The following is a 2,897-nucleotide window of genomic DNA, read 5'->3' as shown; positions in this document are numbered from 1 at the left end:
CGAGGAGGTCGCCGCGGCGACCGCCCGGTTCGGCGGCTCCTTCTCCCGCCTCGAGGTGGGCGACGGCGTCTCGGACGCCGACCTGGTGCTGACCCTGTCCCCGCCGGTCTCGACCAGCGGGGGGCCCGACGAGAGCTTCCGGCTCACGCGTGAGGCGGGCGCCGTCGTGGTCCAGGCCGCGTGCGACGCCGGGCTGCTGCACGGCTTCTTCCACGTGGTGCGCCTCGGCGACGCCGCGTTCGACGGGTCCGACACCGACGAGACCCACGCCCCCGCGACCGACCTGCGGATGCTCGACCACTGGGACAACGTGGACGTGCACCCCACGATGGGCCAGGTCGAGCGGGGCTACTCCGGCGGTTCGATCTTCTACGACGACGGCGTCGTGCACGCGGACCTGTCCCGCGTGGAGCGGTACGCGCGCCTGCTGGCCGCGGTCGGCATCAACCGCGTGGCCATCAACAACGTCAACGTGCACGCGCGCGAGGCCCGGCTCCTGACCGACGACCTGGGCGACGTCGTGCGCGTGGCCGCGGTGTTCCGGCGCTGGGGCATCCGCGTGCACCTGTCGGTGTCGTTCGCGTCGCCCATGACGCTGGGCGGCCTGGACACGTCCGACCCCCTCGACCAGGGCGTCGCGCACTGGTGGGTGCGGGCCGCCGCGCGCGTCTGGGACGCGATCCCGGACTTCGGCGGCTTCGTGGTCAAGGCGGACTCGGAGGGCCAGCCCGGGCCGTTCGCCTACGGGCGTACCCACGCCGACGGCGCGAACATGCTGGCCGCGGCCGTCGAGCCGTTCGACGGGCTGGTCCACTGGCGCGCGTTCGTGTACGACCACAAGCAGGACTGGCGCGACCGGTCGACCGACCGCGCCCGCGCCGCCTACGACCACTTCCGCCCGCTGGACGGCACGTTCTCGGACAACGTGGTGCTGCAGGTCAAGTACGGGCCGATGGACTTCCAGGTGCGGGAGCCGCTCAGCCCGGTGCTGGCCGCCATGCCACACACACGCGTCGCCCTGGAGCTGCAGGTCACCCAGGAGTACACCGGCCAGCAGCGGCACGCCGTCTACCTGGGACCGCAGTGGAGCCAGATCCTCGGCTTCCGGTTCTGGGACTCTGCCGGGCGCGCGGACGGCTCGCCCAGCGTGGCCGACCTCGCCACCGGCCGCGGCAAGGCCGTCGAGGACCCGGGCACCGGCACCTGGCGCAAGCCCGCCGGCGGGTTCGCCGCCGTCTCCAACGTGGGCGACGACGAGTTCTGGACCGGCCACCCGTTCGCCCAGGCCAACCTCTACGCCTACGGGCGGCTGTGCTGGGAGCCGACGCTGGACCCGGGCGCCGTGCTCGACGAGTGGGTGGGCCTCACGTTCCCGGGTGCCCCGGACGTCGTCGGGCAGGCCCTGCACGCCGTGCTGGACCGGTCGTGGGAGACGTACGAGCTGTACACCGCACCGCTCGGCGTGGGCTTCATGGTGCGCCCCGGCCACCACTACGGGCCCGACGTCGACGGCTACGAGTACACGCCGTGGGGCACCTACCACTTCGCGGACCGCGACGGCATCGGCGTCGACCGGACGGTCGGCACCGGCACCGGCTACGCGGGCCAGTACCCGGCGCCGTGGTCGGCCACGTACGAGTCGCCGTCGTCGTGCCCCGACGAGCTGCTGCTGTTCTTCCACCACGTGCCGTACACCCACGTGCTGCACAGCGGTAAGACCGTAGTGCAGCACATCTACGACACCCACTTCGACGGCGTGGAGCGCGTGGAGCAGATGATCGGTGCCTGGTCGGAGGTCTCCCCGCTGGTCGACCAGCGGGTCGCCGATCGGGTCGCCGAGCGGCTGGCCGAGCAGCTTCGCAGCGCCACCGAATGGCGCGACCAGGTGAACACCTACTTCCTGAGGAAGTCCGGGATCGCCGACGAGCGGGGACGCACGATCTACTGAGGCACGTACGAGGTCTGGCTGTAGGTGCCCTTGCCGAAGGCCAGCACCTTGGCCGGCTGGACGGCGAACACGAGGGCGGTCCCGCCGACGTCGTTGGTGAAGGCTCCGTCGCCGACCTCGTACTGCCACTGCCCGGTCCACTTCTCGCGCCACGCGGCCGCGAGCAGCTCCAGGGTCCGCTGGTCGGTGACGCGCCGCGCCGGGCCCTCGACCATGACGTCCAGCCCCTTGTTCCAGGTGCTGTCGCCCGTGGTCAGCACCACGTTTGGGTTGCCCCGAAGGTTGACGGCCTTCTGCTCCTCGGGGCCCGTGGTGAAGTGCAGCGCCCCCTCGTGCCAGACGGCGACGAGCGGCGTGACGTGCGGGCGGCCGTCGGCGCGCACCGTCGTCAGCCACGTGAGCTGCGCGTTCTCGAGCACCTCCCGCGTCTCCTCCCACGCGGTCGGCTGCACGTTCGGGTCGCTGAACCGCGCGTCGAGCTCGGTCACTGGGTTGTCCATGAGTCTTCTCCTTCTGACGACGTCGGAAAGTGCTCTGCGACGAGCCGGTCGATCTCACCGGCGGTGCTCCAGCCCGGGCCGAACCGGTTGCGCATCACCGCGACCGCGACGCCGGTGTCGATGTCGGCCCAGACCCCGGATCCGTTCGCGCCGAACATACCGAAGGCCGACCCGGGGCGGGAAGGCACAGCGCCCGGGCGGGACGGGGCGAACCCGAATGCCCACGTCGACGGCACGTCCATGACGGCGTCCCGGCCCTCGAACATCGGGCGCGCCATGCTCGTCAGCCTGGCCGGCGACACCAGGGCGTCGGCGCCGTGCCCGAGCAGGCCCGCGAAGACCCGTGCGGCGCCGCGGGCCGACATGGTGCCCCCGGACGGGATGTCGCTGGTCAGCACGTCACGCCGGTTGGCGAACGCGGCGTCCGGCCGGATGCCCGGCGGGAGCGC

The 2,897-nt window shown here is 72.4% G+C and carries 3 protein-coding genes; 1 reads left to right on the top strand and 2 read right to left on the bottom strand.

Annotation, left to right across the window (positions count from 1 at the left end):
• Positions 1–1,948, top strand: a 1,948-nt coding sequence (locus tag PROKR_RS01425) for an alpha-glucuronidase (RefSeq protein ID WP_051432581.1), incomplete at its 5' end; no start/stop codon positions are given.
• Here PROKR_RS01425 and PROKR_RS01420 read toward each other — a convergent pair.
• Both PROKR_RS01420 and PROKR_RS01415 read right to left on the bottom strand, forming a co-directional pair.
• Positions 1,942–2,448, bottom strand: a complete 507-nt coding sequence (locus tag PROKR_RS01420; protein ID WP_036959077.1) for a pyridoxamine 5'-phosphate oxidase family protein — start codon at positions 2,446–2,448, stop codon at positions 1,942–1,944. The two genes, PROKR_RS01425 and PROKR_RS01420, sit on opposite strands and share 7 nt — an antisense overlap.
• The coding region (locus PROKR_RS01415; protein WP_036959076.1) for a serine hydrolase at positions 2,433–2,897 on the bottom strand (465 nt) is incomplete at its 5' end. The genes PROKR_RS01420 and PROKR_RS01415, both read right to left, overlap by 16 nt.

It is taken from the genome of Promicromonospora kroppenstedtii DSM 19349 (genome assembly GCF_000515355.1).
GTDB classification, from domain to species: Bacteria; Actinomycetota; Actinomycetes; order Actinomycetales; family Cellulomonadaceae; genus Promicromonospora; species Promicromonospora kroppenstedtii.
The sequence above is the reverse complement of the archived record's forward strand: the minus strand, read 5'-3'. Positions and strand labels throughout refer to the sequence as shown.